The 20,809-nt window shown below is 75.3% G+C and carries 18 protein-coding genes; 8 read left to right on the top strand and 10 right to left on the bottom strand.

The features are described from left to right. The first annotated feature begins 51 nt into the window (after nucleotides 1-51). From ctaD to ACWDRR_RS05785, 4 genes are all read left to right on the top strand, one after another. Nucleotides 52-1,845, top strand: a complete 1,794-nt coding sequence (ctaD, locus tag ACWDRR_RS05770; protein ID WP_449770919.1) for an aa3-type cytochrome oxidase subunit I — start codon at nucleotides 52-54, stop codon at nucleotides 1,843-1,845. 141 nt (nucleotides 1,846-1,986) lie between these two features. After that, nucleotides 1,987-2,520, top strand: a complete 534-nt coding sequence (locus ACWDRR_RS05775) for a hypothetical protein (protein WP_449770920.1) — start codon at nucleotides 1,987-1,989, stop codon at nucleotides 2,518-2,520. A 170-nt stretch (nucleotides 2,521-2,690) separates the two neighbouring features. Next, nucleotides 2,691-3,419, top strand: coding sequence for a response regulator (locus ACWDRR_RS05780; RefSeq protein WP_449770921.1), 729 nt, complete (start codon nucleotides 2,691-2,693; stop codon nucleotides 3,417-3,419). Between the two features lie 92 nt (nucleotides 3,420-3,511). Beyond that, nucleotides 3,512-3,973 (top strand): pyridoxamine 5'-phosphate oxidase family protein, encoded by a 462-nt coding sequence (locus tag ACWDRR_RS05785; protein ID WP_449770922.1) that lies wholly within the window; start codon nucleotides 3,512-3,514, stop codon nucleotides 3,971-3,973. Between the two features lie 34 nt (nucleotides 3,974-4,007). On the opposite strand, the gene ACWDRR_RS05790 is transcribed toward ACWDRR_RS05785, so the two are convergent. Further along, a complete protein-coding gene (locus tag ACWDRR_RS05790) occupies nucleotides 4,008-5,705 on the bottom strand; it encodes a sensor histidine kinase (RefSeq protein WP_449771040.1) in 1,698 nt (565 codons plus the stop codon). A 344-nt stretch (nucleotides 5,706-6,049) separates the two neighbouring features. On the opposite strand from ACWDRR_RS05790, the gene ACWDRR_RS05795 reads away from it, so the two are divergent. Further along, entirely contained in the window at nucleotides 6,050-6,925 is an 876-nt protein-coding gene (locus tag ACWDRR_RS05795) for a universal stress protein (RefSeq protein WP_449770923.1), read from the top strand. Nucleotides 6,926-7,003: 78 nt separating this feature from the next. Here the strand turns inward: ACWDRR_RS05795 and ACWDRR_RS05800 are convergent, their stop codons facing one another. From ACWDRR_RS05800 to ACWDRR_RS05815, 4 genes are all read right to left on the bottom strand, one after another. Then, nucleotides 7,004-7,510, bottom strand: coding sequence for a copper chaperone PCu(A)C (locus ACWDRR_RS05800; protein ID WP_449770924.1), 507 nt, complete (start codon nucleotides 7,508-7,510; stop codon nucleotides 7,004-7,006). Beyond that, nucleotides 7,507-9,825: a heavy metal translocating P-type ATPase gene (locus ACWDRR_RS05805; RefSeq protein WP_449771041.1), complete on the bottom strand. Its 2,319-nt coding sequence runs from the start codon at nucleotides 9,823-9,825 to the stop codon at nucleotides 7,507-7,509. Before ACWDRR_RS05805 ends, ACWDRR_RS05800 begins: the two co-directional genes overlap by 4 nt. Nucleotides 9,826-9,830: 5 nt before the next feature. Then, nucleotides 9,831-9,983, bottom strand: a complete 153-nt coding sequence (locus ACWDRR_RS05810) for a hypothetical protein (RefSeq protein ID WP_449770925.1) — start codon at nucleotides 9,981-9,983, stop codon at nucleotides 9,831-9,833. Between the two features lie 146 nt (nucleotides 9,984-10,129). Beyond that, nucleotides 10,130-12,118, bottom strand: coding sequence for a protein kinase domain-containing protein (locus ACWDRR_RS05815; protein WP_449770926.1), 1,989 nt, complete (start codon nucleotides 12,116-12,118; stop codon nucleotides 10,130-10,132). Nucleotides 12,119-12,438: 320 nt separating this feature from the next. Between ACWDRR_RS05815 and ACWDRR_RS05820 the strand changes: the two genes are divergently transcribed. Then, a complete protein-coding gene (locus tag ACWDRR_RS05820) occupies nucleotides 12,439-13,005 on the top strand; it encodes a hypothetical protein (protein WP_449770927.1) in 567 nt (188 codons plus the stop codon). Nucleotides 13,006-13,112: 107 nt separating this feature from the next. Beyond that, on the top strand, nucleotides 13,113-13,991 hold the full coding sequence (locus tag ACWDRR_RS05825) for an alpha/beta fold hydrolase (RefSeq protein ID WP_449770928.1): 879 nt from the start codon (nucleotides 13,113-13,115) through the stop codon (nucleotides 13,989-13,991). On the opposite strand, the gene ACWDRR_RS05830 is transcribed toward ACWDRR_RS05825, so the two are convergent. The 4 genes from ACWDRR_RS05830 to ACWDRR_RS05845 all read right to left on the bottom strand — a co-directional run bounded on the left by ACWDRR_RS05830 (nucleotide 13,975) and on the right by ACWDRR_RS05845 (nucleotide 19,645). Further along, the gene (locus tag ACWDRR_RS05830) at nucleotides 13,975-14,394 is read right to left on the bottom strand and encodes a PPOX class F420-dependent oxidoreductase (protein WP_449770929.1); all 420 of its coding nucleotides are present in this window, start codon (nucleotides 14,392-14,394) and stop codon (nucleotides 13,975-13,977) included. The genes ACWDRR_RS05825 and ACWDRR_RS05830 overlap by 17 nt on opposite strands. 9 nt (nucleotides 14,395-14,403) lie before the next feature. Beyond that, a complete protein-coding gene (locus ACWDRR_RS05835) occupies nucleotides 14,404-16,227 on the bottom strand; it encodes a SulP family inorganic anion transporter (RefSeq protein ID WP_449770930.1) in 1,824 nt (607 codons plus the stop codon). Between the two features lie 175 nt (nucleotides 16,228-16,402). After that, a complete protein-coding gene (locus ACWDRR_RS05840; RefSeq protein WP_449770931.1) occupies nucleotides 16,403-18,226 on the bottom strand; it encodes an alkyl/aryl-sulfatase in 1,824 nt (607 codons plus the stop codon). Between the two features lie 108 nt (nucleotides 18,227-18,334). Next, the gene (locus ACWDRR_RS05845) at nucleotides 18,335-19,645 is read right to left on the bottom strand and encodes a D-alanyl-D-alanine carboxypeptidase family protein (RefSeq protein ID WP_449770932.1); all 1,311 of its coding nucleotides are present in this window, start codon (nucleotides 19,643-19,645) and stop codon (nucleotides 18,335-18,337) included. Between the two features lie 173 nt (nucleotides 19,646-19,818). Between ACWDRR_RS05845 and ACWDRR_RS05850 the strand changes: the two genes are divergently transcribed. After that, complete coding sequence (locus ACWDRR_RS05850; protein WP_449770933.1) at nucleotides 19,819-20,028, top strand: hypothetical protein; 210 nt, start codon at nucleotides 19,819-19,821, stop codon at nucleotides 20,026-20,028. Between the two features lie 126 nt (nucleotides 20,029-20,154). Here the strand turns inward: ACWDRR_RS05850 and ACWDRR_RS05855 are convergent. Beyond that, nucleotides 20,155-20,809: MSCRAMM family protein (locus ACWDRR_RS05855; protein ID WP_449770934.1), on the bottom strand; the 655-nt coding region annotated here is incomplete at its 5' end.

A 20,809-nucleotide genomic window follows, 5' to 3' on the forward strand; every position in this document is an offset into this window, starting at 1 on the left:
GTTCTGATCATGGATCGCCACCCATCCGCAGAACTTCGAAGGAGTGCGTCCTTGAGCGCCATCGAGGCACAGGGCGACAGCGCGCCGCCGCCGTCGGCCGCCCGACCGGCAGGAGTGCGGGCCGCCCGGCCCGGCTCGGCCCTGGTCAGGCTGCTGACGACCACCGACCACAAGACGATCGGCTCCATGTACCTGGTGTCGGCCTTCGGGTTCTTCCTGATCGGTGGCGTCCTGGCGCTGGTCATGCGCGCCGAACTCGCCCGGCCGGGGACGCAGATCCTCTCCAACGAACAGTTCAACCAGGCCTTCACCATGCACGGTTCGGTGATGCTGCTGCTGTTCGCGATGCCGCTGTTCACCGGTTTCGCCAACTGGATCATGCCGCTGCAGATCGGTGCGCCGGACGTCGCCTTCCCCCGGCTGAACATGCTGTCCTACTGGCTGTTCATGTTCGGCTCGCTGATCGCCGCCGCCGGCTTCGCGACCCCGCAGGGCGCGGCCGACTTCGGCTGGTTCCTCTACGCGCCGCTCTCGGACGCGATCCACTCGCCGGGCGTCGGCGCCGACATGTGGATCATGGGCGTCACGCTCTCCGGCTTCGGCAGCATCCTCGGCGCGGTCAATTTCATCACCACCATCATCTGCATGCGCGCCCCGGGTCTGACCATGTTCCGGATGTCCATCTTCTGCTGGAACGTGCTGCTGACCTCCGTCCTGGTGCTGATGGTCTTCCCGGTGCTGGCCGCCGCGCTGCTGGCGCTGGAGTGCGACCGCAAGTTCGGCTCGCACGTCTTCGACCCGGCCAACGGCGGGGCGATGCTCTGGCAGCACCTGTTCTGGTTCTTCGGCCATCCGGAGGTCTACATCCTGGCGCTGCCGTTCTTCGGGATCGTCTCCGAGGTCATCCCGGTGTTCTCCCGCAAGCCGATGTTCGGCTACGCGGGCCTGATCGCGGCCACGGTGGCGATCGCGGGCCTCTCGCTGACGGTCTGGGCGCACCACATGTACGTCACCGGGCAGGTGCTGCTCCCGTTCTTCTCCTTCATGACCTTCCTGATCGCCGTCCCGACGGGGGTGAAGTTCTTCAACTGGGTCGGGACGATGTGGAAGGGCTCGCTGAGCTTCGAGACCCCGATGCTCTGGACGGTCGGCTTCCTGGTCACCTTCCTCTTCGGCGGTCTGACGGGCGTGCTGCTGGCGGCGCCGCCGCTCGACTTCCACGTCTCGGACTCGTACTTCGTCGTCGCCCACTTCCACTACACGCTGTTCGGCACGGTGGTCTACGCGATGATGGCCGGCTTCCACTTCTGGTGGCCGAAGATGACCGGCAGGATGCTGGACGAGCGGCTCGGGCGGATCAGCTTCTGGACCCTCACCATCGGCTTCCACAGCACCTTCCTGGTCCAGCACTGGCTGGGCGCCGAGGGCATGCCGCGCCGGTACGCCGACTACCTCGCCTCGGACGGCTTCACCACGCTGAACACCGTCTCGACCCTCGGCTCGTTCCTGCTGGGCCTGTCGATCCTGCCGTTCCTCTACAACGTCTGGAAGACCGCCAAGTACGGCGAGCGGGTCACCACGGACGACCCCTGGGGCTACGGGCGCTCGCTGGAGTGGGCGACCTCCTGCCCGCCGCCGCGCCACAACTTCGTCACCCTGCCCCGGATCCGCTCCGAATCCCCCGCCTTCGACCTGCACCACCCCGAGATCGCGGCGCTGGACTTCCTGGAGAACAACGGCGAACCGGCCAAGCACCTGGCCGGTGTCACCCCGGCCCGGTACGACACCCCGGCCCCGCCGGCCCGCCGGGCGGTACGGCACGGCGGCCGGTCGCCGGACCACTGACGGACCGCGGCCCGCGGCGCCCGCCGCCGGCCGCCCCGCCCCGAACGCCGGCCCCGCCCGTTCCGCTGCCCCCGGGCGGGCGGGGCCGGTCCCACGCCCCCGGCCGGTCCGGGGGACCCACCCGGTTGAGGAGCACCCGGCATGTCCCACACCGTCCTGGCCATCGGTACCGCCGCGCTGACCGCGTCCGGCTGCGTCTGGTACCTGCCCGCCGTCGCCGACCTCCAGGCGGGGGAGGACCGCCCCCGGTCGGCCCGCACCGCCGCCGCGGCCTGCGTGGTCTGGTGGGCGGGGCTCGCGCTCGCCGGCGGGCTGCTGCTGGTCGTCCCCGACTGGCAGCCCGCCGCGCAGGTCGCCCTGGCGGGCCTGGTCGCCGGCGTGGTCCTGCGGGTCCGGGCGTACCGCGACCGCCGCAGCGAGGAGCGCGAGGCCGGCCTGCGCTGGGCGGTGCTCGACGCCGGTCCCGTGCCGTCGGCGCCGCGCCCGGTCGCCCGGATCCTGGCGGGCTGGCTGCTCGTCGGACTGGCCGTCGCCTCGCTCGGCGCGCTCTCCCTGCTGTTCACCGGCGGCGGCCCGCTCGCCCCCCGGCTCGTCGCCGCGGCCGGCGGCGCGCTGGCGGTCTCGACGGCCTTCCTGCTGATCGGGCTCCGCAACGCCCGCCAGCACCGGCCCTGACCGGCCCGTCACCGGCCCTGATCGGCGGGTCCGACGCCCTAGGCGGGCCGGTCGGACCCCCGTCGCCCGGCGCAATGGGGTCGTTGGGCCCTGGGCCGGCGCCCGCCGGTCGGCGATGATGCGGGAGGCCCGCAGCAGTGTGCCGGGCGCGAGGAAGGTGGAGCCGCGAGATGGCGAGCGAGAGGGCCGGTACCGACACCCCGGCACCGGTCAGGGTGTTCCTGCTGGACGACCACGAGGTGGTGCGCCGGGGCGTCCACGACCTGCTGGACGGCGAGCCCGACCTGGAGGTGGTCGGCGAGGCCGCCACCGCCGAGCAGGCGCTCGTCCGCGTCCCCGCCCTGCGCCCCGACGTCGCCGTCCTGGACGTCCGCCTCGGTGACGGCGACGGGGTGTCCGTCTGCCGCGAACTGCGCTCCCGGATGCCCGACCTGGCCTGTCTGATGCTCACCTCCTTCGACGACGAGGAGGCGCTGCTCGACGCCGTGATGGCGGGCGCGGCCGGCTACGTCCTGAAGCAGATCAGCGGCACCGACCTGGTCGCCGCCGTCCGTACGGTCGCCACCGGCCGCTCGATGCTCGACCCGGGCGCCGCCACCCGCCTGCTCAACCGGCTGCGCAGCGACGCGGCCCCGCCGCAGCCCACCGCGACGGGGCCGGAGCTGACCGTGCGGGAGCAGGAGGTGCTGGCGCTGATCGGCGAGGGACTGACCAACCGGCAGATCGGCGAGCGCCTCTACCTCGCCGAGAAGACCGTGAAGAACCACGTCTCCCGCCTGCTGGCCAAGCTCGGCGTGGAGCGGCGCGTCCAGGCCGCGCTGCTCGCGACCGAGCTGCGCCAGTCCGCCGCCGCCCAGCCGGCGTACCCGCGCACCCTCGGCGGCGGCCCGCGGGGCTGAACCCCCGGGAGCCGGACGGGCGGACGAACAGGACCCTGGACGGGACCATCGGCCCTCGCCCCGCCCCCGCCCGGCGAGTGACCATCGCCGGTATGAACCCCGATCGTGAAGCGCCGTCCGTGCAGCCGGAACCGGACGGGCGGCGGCCGCCCGGCGTGCCGGACCTCGACCGGGCCCGGGCGCTGGAGCTGCTGGCCGGGACGGAGGTCGGCCGGGTGGTCTACACCGTCGGCGCGCTGCCCGCCGTGCTGCCGGTGCGCTTCCGGCTGGACGCGGCCGGGGGTGTGCTGCTGTCGGCCAGGGCCGGCTCCGAGCTGGCCAGGGCGGTGGACGGCGCGGTGATCGCGTTCGAGGCCGACGAACTCGACGGCGCCGACGGCAGCGGCTGGTGCGTCACCGTCCTGGGCCGCGCGGAGCTGCGGCCGGTGGACGCGGCCGCGGGGGACGGAGTCCCGGGGGCGGCCACGGCGGTGCCGCGGACGGATCCGGGGCGGGTCCTGATCCGGATCGGACCGGAACTGGTGGTCGGCCGGTGCCTGACCTCCGACGGCTGACCGGGCACACCCCGCGCCGGGGGTGCCCGCGCCGTCACACCCCCAGCGGGGCCTCCCACTCCACCCGGGTGCCGCCGCCCTCCACCTGCTGCACCGCGAAGGTCCCGCCCGCCCGCTCCGCCCGCTCCGCGAGGTTGCGCAGGCCGCTGCGCCGCCCGCCGGCCGGCACGCCGATCCCGTCGTCCGTGACGGTGAGCGCCACCCGGCCGCCGAGCGCCCGCAGCGCGACCTCCACCCGGCTCGCCCGTGCGTGCCGCGCGGCATTGCTGAGCGCCTCGCCGAGGACGGCCATCACGTGCTCGGCGAGTTCCTGCGGCACGTCGGTGTCCAGCAGCCCCTCCATGCTGAGCCGCGGTGCGAAGCCGAGCGTCGACTGCGCATCGGCGACGGCCCGGGTGGCGCGGGCCCGCAGGCCGCGGTCGGGCTCGTTGTGGGCGCGCAGTCCGAAGATCGTCGAGCGGATGATCTTGATCGTCTCGTCCAGGTCCGCGACCGCCCGGCCGACCCGGTCGGCCGCACCCGGGCTCTCGATCAGCCGGCCCGCGCTCTGCAGGGTCATCCCGGTGGCGAAGAGCCGCTGGATGGCGAGGTCGTGCAAGTCCCGGGCGATCCGGTCGCGGTCCTCCAGCAGCGTCAACTGCTCGGCGTCCCGGCGGCGTTCGGCCAGCTCCAGGGCGAGCGCCGCCTGGTCGGCGAAGCCCAGCAGCGGGCCGGTCTCCTCGGCGGTGAACGGCGGCCGCCCGCACTCCCGGGCCAGCAGCAGCACGCCCCGGCCGTAGCCGGCCCCGGTGCCCAGCGGCACCGCCACCGCCGGGCCGAGGCCGTCGAACCGCCCGGGCGGCCCGGCCGCGAACCGGGCGTCGACCGCCAGCCCTTCGCTGGTCACCGGCGACCCGGAGGCGTACGCGGCGCCGGAGAGCGTGCCGTCGACCGGCACCGTCACCCCGAGCCGGGCGCCCTGCTCGCCGCCCAGCGCGACCTCGACCGTCAGCTCGGCGGCCCGCTCGCCGGGCCCGGCCAGCGCCACCGAGACGTCCGCCAGCGCCGCGCCCGCGATCTCCCGGGCCCGGCGCGCGATCAGCTCCACCACCTCCAGCCTCGGCGCGCCCGACAGCAGGCTGCGGGTGATCTCGGCGCTCGCCCGCAGCCAGCGCTGCTGGCGCTGCGCCTCCTCGTACAGGCGGGCGTTGTCGATCGCCACCCCGGCCGCCACCGCCAGGGTGGAGATGACCGCCTCGTCGTCGGCGTCGAAGTCCACGCCACCGCGCTTGTCGGTGAGGTACAGGTTGCCGAACACCTCGCCCCGCACCCGCACCGGCACCCCGAGGAAGGTGTGCATCGGCGGGTGGTGGGCGGGGAAGCCGACCGAGGCCGGGTGCTCGGAGAGCACCGGGCAGCGCAGCGGCGCCGGGTGGCGGATCAGCTCGCCGAGGATCCCGTGACCGGCCGGCAGCGGACCGATCGCGTCGATCTCCTCCGCCGTCAGACCGACCGTCAGGAACTGCGAGAGCGTGTGCCCGTCGGCGCCGATCACACCGAGGGCCGCGTACCGGGCGTCGACCAGGTCGGCGGCGGCCTCGACGATCCGGTGCAGCGCCTGGGAGAGGTCGAGTTCGCGGCCGACCGCCAGCACCGCCTCCAGCAGGCTGTGCACCCGGTCCCGGGTGCCGCGCGCCGCGTCGATCCGCCACTGGAGCTCCTCCAGCAGCTCGTCCAGGCGCAGTTGCGGCATCCGCGTGCCGGCCCCGTCGCCGGGCGCTCCGCCCGCCGGACCGCCGGTGCCCGCCCGCGTACCGTCCGCGCCGCCCACCGGCGTCCTCCTCAAGGTCCCGTCCCGTTCCGTTCCCTCCCCGCCGCCCGGCCGGGAGGATTGTCGGATTCACGGTAGTGCCCGTGCACACCGGCCCCGGACGCCGGGGTCCGTCGTGTACGCACCCGGCGGGACTTCCGACCCTGACGGCAGGGCCCGGCGGCCCTGGCGCCGCGTCCGCCGCGGTACCAGGGTCGGTGGTGCGGACGGTGCGTCAGGACGCACCGTCCGGCCGTGGTCCGTGATCCGCAGCGGAAGGAAGACCGATGACACCACCCGTTCTGGCCGGAGTCGACGGCTCGCCCGCGAGCACCGCCGCCGCCCAGTGGGCGGCCGAGGAGGCGCTGCGCCGGGACGCCCCGCTGCGCCTGGTGCACGCCTGGCCCTGGCTGACCGACGGCCGGGCCGCGTTCGCGGACGCCGAGGCGCTGCCCGCCGCCGCCCAGCAGGTGGTGCTCGACGCCGCCGACGCGCTCCGCCGCCGTCACCCCGGCCTGGCCGTGCACGCCGACGTGGTGCTCGACGCGGCCGTGGACGGCCTGGTCGCCGCCGCGGCGGACGCCGGTCTGCTGGTGCTCGGCTCGCGCGGCCTGGGCGGCTTCGCCGGGCTGCTGCTCGGCTCGGTGAGCCTGGCGACCGTCGCCCGCAGCGCCGTGCCCGTGGTCGTGGTCCGGCCGACCGGCGTCCGCGGCGGGAAGGCCGCGGACCGGGCGGTACCGCCCGAGGTGGTGGTCGGCGTCGACCCCCGGACGGTGAACGAGGCCGTGCTCGCCTTCGCCTTCCACGCGGCCGGGCTGCGCGGCGCCCGGCTCCGGGCCGTCCACGGCTGGGAGCTGCCACCGGCGTTCGCGACCGTGGGCTTCCTCCCTTCGCAGCCCGAAGTGGCGGAGCTCGAAGGGCTGGAGACCGAGGCGCTCTCCCGCGCGCTCGCCGGCTGGCGCGAGCGGTACCCGGGGACGGAGCTCGTCGAACAGGTCGGGCTCGGCGCCGCCCGCACGCTGGTGGCGGCCTCCGGGGCGGCGGACCTGGTGGTCGTCGGCCGGCGCCACCGCCCGCACGACCTCGGCCGCCGGCTCGGCCGGGTCGCCCACGCCGTCCTCCACCACGCGGACGCCCCGGTCGCCGTGGTGCCGCACGGCTGAGGGGCGGGGTCGTCCCCGGCCGCCCGGGGGCCGCACCCGCGAGGGGCGGGGTCGTCCCCGGCCGCCGGGCGTCCGGTCTCAGCCGGTGCGCCGTCCGCCGGGCGGCACGACCTCGGCCCTCACCCGCAGGTCCGGGCTGTTGCGGAAGCTCAGGGTGAACTCCACCCACTGCCCGGCCCGCAGGCCCGGCGGGTCGACGATCATCAGATCGGCGTCCTCCGGTGACATCACCAGCTCGCCGCGCTCCGGCACGGGCAGCGTCGCCGCCGGCTCCCACCGGCCCGCCGCGCCCTGGTGCCGGTGCCGCTTCAGCGTGACCCGGCCACCGAACTCCCAGCTCGCACCGGTGAGTTCGTCCGGGATGTCGCCCGGGTTGCGGACGGTGAAGAACGCGGCCGTGGCCGTCGCCCCGCCGGTCGTCGGCAGCAGCACCCAGCCCGGCCCGGCCTCCACCGGGCGCTGCCGCCCGGCCCCGCCGACCGCCGTCCACCCGGAGAGCAGGGCCAGCGCCACCGCGGCCGCCGCCACCGGCGGTCCGACCACCCGCAGCCGTTCGGCCGCGCGGCCGCCGAACAGGGCGCTCACCCGGTCACCCCCGGGGCGGTCCGCCGCCCGCGCGCCGCCGGACCGCCGCCCGGACGGGTCGTCCCACCGAGCGGGCGGGCGCTCCCGCCGCCGCGCCCCGGCCGCCACGTCCGCAGCCGCAGGCTGTTGCCCACCACCAGCAGCGAACTCAGCGACATCGCCACCGCCGCCAGCATCGGGTTCAGCAGCCCGACCGCGGCCAGCGGAATCAGCACCACGTTGTAGCCGAACGCCCAGAGCAGATTGACCCGGATGGTCGCCAGCGTCCGCCGGGCCAGCCGGACGGCGTCCACCACCGCCTCGATGTCGCCCCGCACCAGGGTGAGCCCGGCCGCCCCGATCGCGGCGTCACTGCCCGAGGCGAGGGCCACCCCGAGGTCCGCCGAGGCCAGCGCGACGGCGTCGTTGACGCCGTCGCCGACCACCGCCGTGGTCCGCCCGGCCGCCCGCAGTTCGGCGACCACCTCCGCCTTGCGCGCCGGCGAGGCCGAGTGGTGGACCTGCTCGATGCCCAGCTCGCCGGCCACCGCACGGGCCGCGCCGGGGCCGTCCCCGGTCAGCAGGACGGTCTCCAACCCCAGGGCGCGCAGCCGGTGCAGCGCCCGCCAGCTGCCGGAACGCAGGGTGTCCCCGACCGCGAGCAGGGCCACCGCCCGCCCGTCCAGCTCCACCAGCACCGGCGTGCGGCCGGCCGCCCCGGCCCGGGTCAGCGCCCCGGCCAGCGCGGCGGGCAGCGGACCGGCCGCGTCCTGCGGCCGGACGACCCGGACCGGCCGACCCTCGACGGTGCCCGCGACGCCGACCCCGGTGGTGGCCGAGAAGCCGGCCACGGCCGGGAGCGGCCCGCACCGGGCCCGGGCCGCCGCCACCACGGCCCGCCCGACGGGGTGCTCGGAGTGGTGCTCGACCGCCCCCGCGAGCCGCAGCACCTCGTCCGCGTCCGCACCGGGCGCGACGGTGAGGTCGGTGAGCTCCGTCCGCCCGGTCGTCAGCGTCCCGGTCTTGTCCAGCACGACGGTGTCGATCCGGCGCAGGCTCTCCAGCACCTCCGGCCCGCGCACCAGGACACCCAGCTCCGCGCCCCGGCCGGTCGCGGCCAGCAGCGCGGTCGGCGTGGCCAGGCCCAGCGCGCACGGGCAGGCCACCACCAGCACCGCGACCGCGGCCGTCACCGCCGCCTGCGGGTCGGCGCCCGCGCCCAGCCAGAAGCCGAGCACGGCGACCGCCACCGCCAGCACGCAGGGCACGAACACCCCGGCCACCGCGTCCGCGAGCCGTTGCGCCCGCGCCTTGCCGGCCTGCGCGTCCGCCACCAGCGCGGTGATCCGGGCCAGTTGGGTGTCCGCGCCGACGGCGGTGGCCCGGACCACCAGCGCGCCGCCGACGTTCACCGTGGCGCCCGCCACGGCGTCCCCGGGGCCGACCTCCACCGGCGCGCTCTCCCCGGTCAGCAGGCTGAGGTCCAGCGCCGAGCCGCCCTCCACCACCACCCCGTCGGTGGCCACCCGCTCGCCCGGCCGGACCACGAACTCCCCTCCGGGCAGCAGCTGTTCGATCGGGATCAGCCGCTCCTGCCCGGACTGCGGATCGCGGACGCACACCTCCTTGGCGCCCAGCTCGGCCAGCGCCCGCAGCGCCGAACCGCTGCGCCGCCGCACCCGCCCCTCCAGCAGCCGCCCGGCCAGCACGAACAGCGGCACCCCGACGGCCGCCTCCAGGTAGACGTGCGCGCCGCCCCCGCCGTCGGCGGTGAGCGAGAACGGCATCCGCATGCCGATCGCGCCCGCCCCGCCGAACAGCAGCGCGTACGCGGACCAGCCGAAGGAGGCCAGCACGCCGAGGCTGACCAGGGTGTCCATGGTCGCCGTGCCGTGCCGCAGGCCCTGCCGGGCCCGCCGGTGGAACCCGGCCGAACCCCACGTCACCACCGGGACGGCCAGCCCGAAGCAGACCCACTGCCAGGCCGGGAACTGCAGCGACGGCACCATCGACAGCACCACCACCGGCACGGCCGCCAGCGCCGTCACCAGCAGCCGCCACCGCTGCGCCGGCTCCTCCTCGGCTTCCACCGGCGGTTGCCCGGCCTCGACCGGCGCCGCCGTGTACCCGGCCCGCTCGACCGCGGCGACCAGCTCCTCGACGCCGACCCCGGCCGGGTGCAGCACCCGGGCCCGCCCGGTGGCGAGATTGACCCCGGCCGTGACCCCGTCGATCCGCGCCAGCCGCTTCTCGACCCGGCCGACGCAGGCCGCACAGGTCATCCCGCCCACCGCCAGGTCGGTACTGACCGGCGCCCCGGCCGGGGCGTCCGCCACGGCGCTCACCGGCCCGCCCCCATGTCGTGCCCGCTCATCCCCGGCGCGCCCCCGCCGCCGCTGCCGGGCGTCAGGCCGGGCGACACCGGCCCGGCCCCGCGCCCCAGCGCGAACGCCGCCACGAACACCACCACCAACAGCAGGGCGAACCCCGCCACCACACTCCACGGCCGGCCACCCGGCGACATCGCACTCACGCCCCACCAGTCGGCCCGCCACCCCCGCTGGTTCCCGTACGGTGCGAATCGTCCGGACGGAACCCGACCCGGGCCCCGCGCCTGTCAGCGGCTCCCGGTGGTGGACTTCACTGCTCGCCGGGGAGTCGTGAACCGTCGGCCGTCTGCTGCGTGCACATCACGTACAGGAACCCCAGATTCCAGTCGGACTCGCTACTCGTCCAGGCGGAGAGGGTGTGGCTGTCATTCGTGTAGGCCGAGTACTGCTGCGTGCAGAGTTTGAAGGCGTCCGTGTCGTTCGCCGCCTTGTAGGTCACGCCCGAGGGTGCCGCGACGAAGCCCAGGACCTTCTCCTGGTGCGGCACGGTGCAGTCCGCGAGGAGGGGCTGAGGGCCGTTGTCCTGTTGCGGCAGCGTGTCCAGGCAGTCGCCGGCCGACGTGTTGGGCAGATTGAGGATCTGGCCGGTCCGGCGGAACGTGCCCAACGGCCCCCCGATGCCGACGGACTTGCCGAAGACCAGGCAGGGCACGGAGTGCACGCCGCGGTCCCAGCCCTGTTTGCTCGGCGCGACGGCGTACGACCGGGCGTCCGCCAGCGACTGGACGGTGGTCCGCAGTCGCGCTTCGCAGAGCGAGTCGCCGCTTCGCGTCGCATCGTCAAGGGAGCTCACGGGGGCCAGGTCGACCACCTGGCCGTCCGGATTGTCCCCGATGCAGTCCACGAGACCGAGCCTGGGCAGCCCTTGGAACTTCGCCCCGTTCCACACACTGGAGACGCAGTCACCCCGCTTCAGTTCCTGTTGCAGGGCCACGGCGGCCCCGTAGGGCGGTACCGGGCCGACGGGAGTCGGGGGCGAGGACGTGGTCGCGGCGGACGTCGAGGACGAGGACGTGTCCGAGCCGCCGAGCAGGGCCACCCCGGCCCACACGGCACCGCCCAGGATCAGGACGGCGGCCGCGACGACGGCCGCGGTACGGCCGGCCGGGTGTTTGCGACGGGGCTCGGGCGGGCCGGGTGTGCCCGGTGTGCCCGGTGTGCCCGGCGTGCTTGGCGTGCTCGGCGTTCCCGGCGTGTTCGGCGGGCCGGGTGTACCGGGTGTGCTCGGTGTACCCGGCGTGTTCGGCGGGACCGGTGTGCCCGGCGTGCCCGGCGGGGGAGGCACCTGCTGGACCGTCGGGGAGGGAGTGATGGCCGTGGGGGTCGCGGGCGTGCCCGGAGGGGGCGCGACCGTCGGGCCGGGCTCGGGCGCGGCGGAGATCCCGGCGAGCCGCTCGGCCGCCTCCTCGCCGGTCATCCGCTCCGCCGGGTCCTTGGCCAACAGGCCCGTGAGGACGGGCACCAGCGGTCCCGTGACGTGGGCCGGCAGCGGGGGCTCCTCGAACAGCAGCGCGGTCAGGGCCGCCGCGTCGCTCTCCCCGTCGAACGGGCCCCTGCCCACGACCGCGAAGTACAGCGTGGCGCCGAGGGAGAACAGGTCGGACTCCGGGCTCGGCTCCCGGCCGCGCGCGCGTTCCGGGGCCAGGTAGCCGGGGGTCCCCACGATCCCGGAGGCCGAGGTGAGCCGCGGCTCGCCCGAGGCCGGGTCGAGGGCGATGCCGTAGTCGGCCAGCAGCACGCCCCCCTCCGTGGGGTGCGACGTCCGCGGTGCGGGGCCCGTCAGCAGGATGTTGGCCGGCTTGACGTCCCGGTGCAGGATGCCGAGCCGGTGACCTTCCATCAGGGCGTCGAGGACGGCCAGGCCGATGCGCGCCACCTCCGCGGGCGGCAGGGGTCCGCGCTCGCGGACGAGGGCCTCCAGGTCCGTCGCACCGGGCAGGTACTCCATGACGATCCACGGCAGACCGTTCTCCTCCAGGATGTCGTGCACCGTGGCGACGTGCGGGTGGTTCCGCATCCTGGCGGCGTGCCGCGCCTCGCTGCGCGCCCTGGCGATGCGCGCGCTCATCTCCTGCTCCGGCAGGCCCGGCGGGACGTTGATCTCCTTGAGCGCGACGTCGCACGCCAGCACCTCGTCGTGGGCGAGCCAGACCCGCCCCATTCCCCCGGCTCCGAGCCGCCGCACCAGGGTGTAGCGCCCCGCGATCACCCGTCCGGCACCGTCCTCGGCCCCTGTCATGGTCAACAACGTAGGGCGCACACGGAACCGGGGCAAACGGTGCACATCGATCAGGTGGTGGCCCCGGCGTGGCTCGGGGCGACGGCGCCGTGGACGTCTCCGGAATCGCCACCGGCCGTGCCGGCGGGGGTGGGGCACCCGAACGGGGCAGCAGGTTTCGCGGCGGGGGCGGTCGTTGCGAAGCATGGGGGCGTAGGGGCCGTCGGCCGCTGGACACCGAATCAGAAGAGGGAACCCCGGTGCGTGAACTCCATAGCTTCCCGAATCGTCCCGCCGAGGGTGCTCGCCGGAGGTGGACGGGGCCCCGTGCCGTGGCGTTGGTGGCCGCGTTGACCGGGGCCGCCGTGCTCGCCGCGTGCAGCAGTTCGTCGACCAATCCGTCGGTCAGCCGCGCGGAGCCGTCGACGCTGAGTACGGCGCCCAACCCGTCGTCGTTCTCGGGGGAGCCGCCGTCCGGGCTGGCCTCGGCGGCGGAGTCGGCGCAGGCCTCGGTGTCGGCGGCGGCGGAGTCGGCCTCGGCCGCCGCCGCCTCGTTCGCGGCGTCGGTCTCGGCGCAGGGCGATCAGCTGAGGCAGAACGCGGCGGCCGCGCTCGGCACCCTGGAGAACGGGGGCAACGCGTTGGGCGACATCACCCTGACGGGGGTGCCGCGGGCGCAGACCGGGGGGCTGCACGCCGTGGTGGTCACCATCTTCAACTCCGGCCTGGACACCGCCTCGTATGCGGTGCAGGTCGACTTCACCGACACCAGCGGGAAGGCCGTGGACAGTGCGGTCGTCGGCGCCGAGCACCTGGCGGCCGGGGAGAAGGCCTCGCCGGTCGCGTTCAGCCGCCGGCCGGCGGACGAGACGCTGCTGCCGGTCGTGGTCAGGGCCCTGCGGTACTGAGCCCGGCCCGGTGCCGCGGCGGTCCGCGGTGGGCGCGGTGCGGCCTCTTGCCGAGTGGGCTACCCGTCGGTAATTCTTGCTGACATCGCGTCCAACAGAGGAGCCGTATGCCCGCCGACGTCACCTTCGCGCTGCCCGCCCCGCACGGACCGGGGGAGGTGACCGTGCGTTACCAGCGGCTGGGCTCCGGCAGCCCGCTCCTGCTGCTGCACGGCGTGGGCCACCACTGGCAGGCCTGGGAGCCGGTCCTGCCCGCGCTGGCCGAGCGGCACGAGGTGATCGCCGTCGACCTGCCGGGGTTCGGTGCGTCGCCCGCCCTGCCGCCGGGCGTGCCGTACGGGCTGGAGGCGGTGGTCCCGGTGCTCGGCGCGCTCTGCGCGGAGCTCGGCATCGAGCGGCCGCACGTCGCGGGGAACTCGCTCGGCGGGCTGCTGGCCCTCGGGCTCGGCCGCGCCGGGCTGGCCCGCTCGGTGACGGCGCTGGCGCCGGCCGGGTTCTGGACGGAGTCCGAGCGCCGTTACGCCTACGCGATGCTGGGCGGGATGCGGCTCGGTGCGCGGCTGCTGCCGCCGCCCGCCGTCGGGCGGCTCGCCCGCTCCACGGCCGGGCGCGCGCTGCTGGTCAGCACCATCTACGCCCGCCCGGGCCGGCGGCTGCCCGCCGCCGCGGTCGCCGAGACCGGCGCGCTGCGCGGGGCGACCGGCTTCGGCCCCACCCTCGCGGCCGGCCGCGGCCTGCGGTTCACGGGGGACGTCGGCGCCGTGCCGGTCACCGTCGCCTGGGGCAGCCGGGACCGCATCCTGCTGCGTCGTCAGGGCGTGCGCGCGCTGCGTGAACTCCCGGCGGCCCGGCTGGTCCGGCTGCCGGGTTGCGGGCACGTGCCGATGAACGACGACCCGGAGCTGGTGGCCCGGGTCGTCCTGGACACCTGCGCCCGGACGCAGGAGCGGACGGCCGAGGCGGAGCGGCTCAGTCCGTCAGCGTGATCCGGATGCCGACGGTGCCGCGCTCGCCGCGCCGCAGCCGGCTGCCGAGCAGGGTGACCACGCCCAGCAGGCCGTACTTCTGCCGCAGCAGCGTCCGGTAGGCGGCGGTCCGCTCGGGGCCGAGGATCTCGGCGGTGGCCGGGTACTGCTTGCCGGTCGGTCGGCCCTTGACGTCGCAGGGGCCGACCAGGACGTCGCCGCGGTTGCGGATCCGCTTGACCTTCCAGGAGTCGGTGACGGTCCAGACGCCCAGCGCGTCGCCGTCGCGGACCACCCAGACCGGGGTCGGCACGGCGGAGCCGTCCTTCTTGTAGGTGGTGACCAGGAGGTAGCTCCCGCTGGAGAGACGGACCAGGCGTTCGAGGCGGTCCTGCGGGGCGGGGTCGGGGGTCGGGGCGTTCATGGCCGCATTCTAGGGCGCAGCGTCGTCGCCGCCGCCCGCCCCGCTGGACCGCGCTCCGTCCGCCGGGCCGCCGTCCGCCGGGCCGCCGTCTGACGGGCTGTCGTCCGCCGTGCCGCCGGCCGCCCGGCGGTGGGCGATCCAGTGCAGGCCGTCGTCCCACGCCCGGTCGAGCGGCGCCAGCAGCGGGCCCTCGGCGGGGGTGACGGCGTCCGCGCCCAGGTGTTCACGCAGGCCGGTGCGGCGCAGCAGGTCGGCGAGCGCGGGCTGGACGCCGGCCAGGACCAGCCGGCCGCCCTCCCGGTGCAGGGTGTCGGTGTAGCGGCGCAGCGCCTTGAGGATCGCCGAGGACGGGATGTCCGGCGCGGTGCGCACGACCAGCACCAGGACGGCGTCGCGGGCGCCCGCCGGGTCGGGCAGCCGGCTGCGCAGGGTGGGCAGTTCGGCGAAGAGGCTGCTGCCCTCGTACTCCAGCACGGTGACCGCGCCGGCCGGGAGCCGCTCGGGGACGGCGGCGGCCGTCCAGCGGCCCTCGTCGTCGCGGACCAGTGCGGTGAAGTGGGCGCGGCGGGCCGCCTGGACGCAGTAGAGCAGCAGCGAGAGCACGGCGCCGATGACGATCGCCTGCTGGAGCGGGAGCTGGGTGGTGGCGAGGAAGGTCGCGGCCATCGCGGCGGCGGAGAGCTTCGAGGTGCGCAGGACGAGCAGGACGTCGGCCCGCTTGCCCCAGATGAGTTCGCCGCCGACGACCAGGATGAGCCCGCCGATGACCGGCATCGGGATGCGCTCGGCCAGCGAGCCGAACAGCAGCACCACCAGGGCGAGGAAGACGCCGGAGACGACGCCGGCCCAGCGGGTGCGGGCCCCGGCCGAGGCGGCGACGCCGGTGCGCGAGAGCGAGCCGCCGGAGGGCAGGGCCTGGAAGAGGCCGCCGCCGAGGTTGGCCACGCCCTGGGAGAGGAAGTCGCCGTTGACGTCGGAGCGGCTGCCGTCCGGGTTGGGCATCGAGGGCGCGATGCCGGCGGCCTGGGCGAGCGCCACCAGGGCGACGGAGACGGCGCCGCCCACCAGGTGCGGCACGGCGTCCAGCGAGGGTGCGGTGAACCCGGGCAGCGCGGCGGGGATGTCGGCGATGTCCCGGACCAGTTCGACGCCGGTGCCGAGCACCGCCACCGCCAGGCTGACCGTCACCATGGCCACCAGCAGTGCCACCGGCTCCAGCCGCCTGACCGCCCGGGCCAGCGCCCAGACCGCCACGGTGGCCGCGGCCACCAGCGCGGCGGACAGCTGCCAGTCGGGCAGGTGGACGATCCAGTCGACGAGTTGGGTGAGCTTGTTGTGGCCGTGCGGCCGGTAGCCGGTGGCGTCCTTCAGCACGCCGGTGATGATCTGCAGGGCGATGCCGGTGGAGAAGCCCACCATGACGGCGTTGGAGACGAAGCTGAGCACGACACCGAGCCGCAGCAGGCCCATGAGCAGCATGACCACGCCGACCAGTACGGTCAGCGCCGCGACGTTGCCCGCGTCGTGCGGGTCGAGCCCGGCGTCCGCGAGCACGCTCTGCCCGGTGAGCGCGATGGCGCTGGTGAGCGTGGTCACCATGAGGACGGTGGGCGCGGTGAGCGAGCCGAGGATCGGCGGGACGACGCCCGCGTAGAGGCCGGCGACCGGGTTGAATCCGGCGATGCTCGCGTACGCCATGCCTTCGGGGATCGAGAACAGGCCGGTGACCATGCCCGAGGTCAGATCGGCGGACGTGGGCCGGCCCGGCGTGCGGCCCGCTCCGCGGCGGTTCGGTCGGGTGCGCTTGCCGGCGCGGGCGGGGGCGGATGTCACGCCGTCACCTCCGGGGGAGTTCGGCCTGGGACCGGAACGGGCGCCGCCGCCCGGGCGCGGTCCGGGCGGCGGCGGGAGCCCAGCAACGTGGGCCTACCGACGAGGGCGTGCCGGCGAGGGCGTGCCGGCGAGGGCGTGCCGGCGAGGCTGTACGGATGTGGGCGCGCGCTCCGGGTCAGGGCGTGACGACGGGGAAGGACCGGTCCGGCGTGGTGACCAGCGCGAGGAGCCGCGCGAGCTGCCCCTGGTCGCCCTGGTGCCGGACGCCGTCGAGCCCCCGGCCGGCCAGCAGCCCGAGCAGCTGCGGCCTGGTGAGCGTCAGCGTCAGACCGGCCGCCGACCTGGGCTCGTCCCCGGCCGGGAAGGACCGGTGGGTCAGGGCGCCGTGCCGCAGCGTCAGCCGGTACCGGAGCTGCTCGTCGGTGAGCACCAGGTCGATGGTCAGCGCCTCGTCCCAGGCGCGCGGCCCGTCGATCCGGATCGCCAGCGAGTCGAGCAGCATGTCGGTGGTCAGTGCCACCGTCATCTCGGGGTTGGCGGCGTCGAGCAGGACCGTCCCGGGGCCTTCGAGCAGTTCGACGGCGGCCATCAGGTAGAAGTTGCGCCAGGTGCCGTTCTCCGCGCCGTGGCCGAGTCGCCGGTAGACGTCGGCCAGCGCCTCCTTGGCGGCGGTGTTCGACGGGTCGGCGAAGACCACGTGGTTGAGCAGGGTGGCCGCGAAGCGCAGGTCCCCCGCGTCGGCGTAGGCGCGGGCCTTGGCCAGCGCGGCCTCGCCGCCGCCGGCCACCTCGACGTACCGCTGCGCCTGGGCCACCGGCGGGTGTTCCCACAGGTGGGCGACGTTGCCGTCGAACCAGCCGAGGTAGCGCTGGTACACCGCCTTGACGTTGTGGCTCAGCGAACCGTAGTAGCCGTGGGTGTGCCAGCGCCGCTCCAGCGCGGGCGGCAGCTTCAGCTCCTCGGCGATCTCCGGGCCGGTGAGGCCGTCGTTGAGCCGGCGCAGGGTCTGGTCGTGCAGGTACGCGTAGAGGTCCCGCTGCTCGGAGAGGAAGGCGACCACGTTGTCGTGGCCCCAGGTCGGCCAGTGGTGCGAGGCGAAGGCCACGTCGTACCGGCCGTCGAAGTACTCGATCGCCTCGTCCAGGTAGCGGGCCCAGATCCGGGCGTCGCGGACGACCGCGCCGCGCAGGGTCAGGATGTTGTGCATGTTGTGGGTGGCGTTCTCGGCCAGGCAGAGCGCCCGCAGCTCAGGGAAGAGGAAGTTCATCTCGGCCGGCGCCTCGGTGCCGGGGGTGAGCTGGAAGACGATCCGCACGCCGTCGACGGTCTCCTCCTGACCGGTGCGGGTGATGTCCACCGTCGGCGGGATGAGCGTGATGGTGCCGGTGGAGGTGGTCATGCCGAGACCGGCGCCGATCTGCCCGTCGGGGGCCTTCGGCAGCCGGTCGCCGTACATGAAGATGGCCCGCCTGGTCATCGCGTTGCCCGCGTAGACGTTCTCGCTGACGGCGTGTTCCAGGAAGCCCGCCGGGGCGATGATCGGGATGCCCTCCTCGGTGCCGTGCGGCAGGACGCCGCGCGCGCCGCCGAAGTGGTCGCCGTGGGAGTGGGTGTAGATCAGACCGGTGACGGGCCGGTCGCCGCGGTGCTCCCGGTAGAGCGCGAGGGCGGCGGCGGCCGTCTCGGCGGAGATCAGCGGGTCGATCACGATCACCCCGCGCTCGCCCTCGATCAGCGTCATGTTGGAGAGGTCGAGCCCGCGCACCTGGTAGACCCGCTCGGCCACCTCGTAGAGCCCCTGCCGGGCGCAGAGCCGGGCCTGGCGCCAGAGGCTCGGATGGGCGGTGTCGGGGCACTCGGCCTTGAGGAAGCCGTACGCGTCGTTGTCCCAGACCACGCGCCCGTCGGCGGCCTTGACCACCGCGGGCACCAGCGTTCCCAGCAGGCCCCGGTCGGCGTTCTCGAAGTCCGTGGTGTCGTCGAAGGGCAGGTCGGTCATCCGTCGCTCCGTTCCATGGGTGATCGGGCGGGCGGCGCCGGGGCCGCACATTGCGCCATCAGAACATCACCCGACGGACACCGCATGTCGGACACCTGTGCCGATGGACTAGCGACTGCGCAGCCGCCGGCGCGCCGACACCACGGTGGCGCGGACGGCCCGGGCCGCCCTCCTGCGCCCGCGACCGCCCACCGCCGTCGAACCGCCCAGCGCGGTGGCACCCGTCCGGGTGAACGCGAGCGGCACGGGGTAGGCCTCGACGGCCGCCGGGCGCTGCCGCGGTCGCAGCCGCCTGGTCCGGGCCCGGCCCGCGGTCCACAGCGCCAGCGCCCCGCAGAGCGCGAGCGTCGTCCACCCGGCCGGGCCGAGCGCGTGGTCGGCCTGCCGGATCGCGTGCGGCACCACGCCCGTCGCCCCGGCCCCGGCCTCGGCGGAGGCCGAAGCGACCGGCTCCTCCACCAGGTGGCCGACCGGCTCCACCTTGCCCGCCGCGGCGAAGCCCCAGTCGAGCAGGCTCGCCGCCTCGTCGTACACCTTGCTCTGCGACTCCGGGTGCATCACCGTCACCAGCAGCGTGCGGCCGCCGCGTTCGGCGGCCCCGGTGAAGGTGGCCCCGGCGCCGGTGGTGTAGCCGTTCTTCACACCGATCAGGCCCGGGTACTTGCCGAGCAGCCGGTCGGTGTTGGCGATGTCGAACGCGGTGCGCTGCCCCGTCGTCTTGTCCACCCCGCCCGGGAAGCGCGCGGTCCGGGTGGAGCAGTACGCGCGGAAGTCCTTGTTGCGCAGCCCGGCCCGGGCGAACAGCGTCAGGTCGTACGCCGAGGAGACCTGCCCCTCCTGGTCGTAGCCCTCGGGGGAGACCACGTGGGTGTCCCGGGCCTGCAGGGCCACTGCGCGGTCCTGCATCTGGGCCACGGTCTGCGCGAGGCCGCCGTTCATATGGGCCAGGACGTGCACCGCGTCGTTGCCGGAGCTGAGGAAGACGCCCCGCCAGAGGTCCTCCACCCGGTACGGCAGGTTCTCCTTGATGCCGACCAGGCTGCTGCCCGCGCCCAGGTTCGCCAGCTCGGCCGGGGCGACCTTGTGCTCCAGGGAGCGGTCCAGCTTGGGCAGCACGGTGTCCGCGAACAGCATCTTCAGGGTGCTCGCGGGCGGCAGCGGCACATGCGCGTTGCGTGCGGCCAGCACGTCGCCGGTGGTCGCGTCGGCGACCAGCCAGGACCGCCCGGTGAGCTCGGCCGGCAGGGCGGGCGCCCCGGCCTGCGGCGCCACCTGGACGGCGGGCCGGCCCAGCCGCTCCCCGCCGACCACGGCGGCCGCGTCCTGCGCGACGGCGGCGGGCGTTGCGGCGGCGACGACCAGCGCGGCGACGGCACCGGCCGCGGCCGCTCCTCTGACGTGGTGTGACCTCTGCTGCACACCGCGAACGTACCCGCGCCGTGGCCGGGGCGCCGTGTGCGCTGCTCCGTCCGGGCCCCGCCCCGACCGCCGGGCCGGCCGGGGCCGGGCTGCGCCCGACCCACGACGTCGGTCGGGGCGGGTCGCACCGAAAGTCGGACTCCGGCGCCGGGTCGCGTCCCTATGGTCGGGGCATGAAGAACCTGCTCGGCTTCGTCAGCCTCGTCCTCGTCGTCGGCGGCATCAGCGGTCTGCTCTCCGAGCACCTCTGGGGCATCCGGCTCTTCGGCTTCGTGCGTCACCTCGTTCCGGACGGCCACGAGACGGCCGGGTACATCGTGATGATCGCGGTCGGTGTGGCCCTGGCGATCGGGACGGACCGGATCGGCCGCAGGGGCCGGTAGCCGGGGCGGGGCCTCCGGACCGCGGCGGATCGGCCGAACGCGCCGGACCGGCCGAACGCGCCGGACCCGCCGGAGCAGGGTGCTCCGGCGGGTCCGGCGTTCCGCGCGGCTGGTCCCGGCGGTCGTCTAACAGTCGTCGTAGTCCCGCTTGTTGGTCAGGGCCACGGTGACGCAGTCATCGGCGTCCAGCGTGTACGGGCCGGTCACCGGGTCGTGCGGGAGGTGGTAGCCCGCGGGAGCGACGGTCTCCCGCAGGTAGTACTGGCCGCCCGCCAGGTGGGTGAACGCACAACCGCCGTCGGCCGTGGTGGTGCAGTCCGCACCCGTGCGGGTGTCGGGGTCGGCGCCGCCGGTCTGCAGGCCGGGCACGCCGTTGGTCTCCCGCCAGAGCTGGAACGTCGCGCCGCCCAGCGGCTTGCCGCTCTTGGCGTCCCGCTTGGTCAGGTGGATCGAGCCCTCCGCCGGCGGCTGCGGCGACGGGCAGTCACCAGCCGTGGTCTGGATGCCGGTGGTGGCGTTTTGGGGGGTGAGGGTGAGGGGGCCGAAGACGGGGTTGGCGGGGAGGTCGTAGCCGGTGGGTGGGGTGGTTTCGCGCCAGTAGTAGGTGCCGGTTTCGACGGTGCGTCGGCAGATGCCGTCGGCGGGGGTGGTGCAGGTGGTGCCTACTTGGGTGTCGGGGTTGATGCCGGTGGTCTGGAGGCCGGGGACGTTGTTGGTTTCCTGCCAGAGTTGGAAGACGGCGCCGGCGAGTGGTGTGCCGGTGGTGGCGTCGGTTTTGAGG

This window comes from Kitasatospora sp. NPDC003701 (assembly GCF_053587085.1).